This window comes from Priestia sp. P1_B12_1 (assembly GCF_056406695.1).
The window spans coordinates 1-474 of the sequence record NZ_JBFTZR010000075.1; the positions used below are offsets into that span (position 1 = coordinate 1).

2 rRNA genes are annotated in these 474 nt (G+C 42.0%); both read left to right on the top strand.

Annotation, left to right across the window (positions count from 1 at the left end):
* Positions 1–122, top strand: a 16S ribosomal RNA gene (locus AC1D0Y_RS29780); the annotation flags it as partial.
* A gap of 225 nt (positions 123–347) precedes the next feature.
* Positions 348–474: ribosomal RNA gene (locus tag AC1D0Y_RS29785) — 23S ribosomal RNA — on the top strand; the annotation flags it as partial.

Consider the following 474-nt stretch of genomic DNA (forward strand, 5'->3'; position numbering starts at 1 on the left):
TTGTAACACCCGAAGTCGGTGGAGTAACCGTAAGGAGCTAGCCGCCTAAGGTGGGACAGATGATTGGGGTGAAGTCGTAACAAGGTAGCCGTATCGGAAGGTGCGGCTGGATCACCTCCTTTCTAAGGATTTTTACATGACGTACGTTTTGACACTTTGTTCAGTTTTGAGAGTTCAATCTCTCAATTATAGAAAGCAYACTACTTTCTTCTTATTAGATAAGAAGAATTTTGGTTGCGATTGTTCTTTGAAAACTAGATAACAGTAATTGCTGAGGAAAAGTGAAACTTTTCTTTAATCAAAYCAATAAATAACACAACAKTATGTTGTACCATTTATTCGCTAATGGTTAAGTTAGAAAGGGCGCACGGTGAATGCCTTGGCACTAGGAGCCGATGAAGGACGGGACTAACACCGATATGCTTCGGGGAGCTGTAAGTGAGCTTTGATCCGGAGATTTCCGAATGGGGAAAC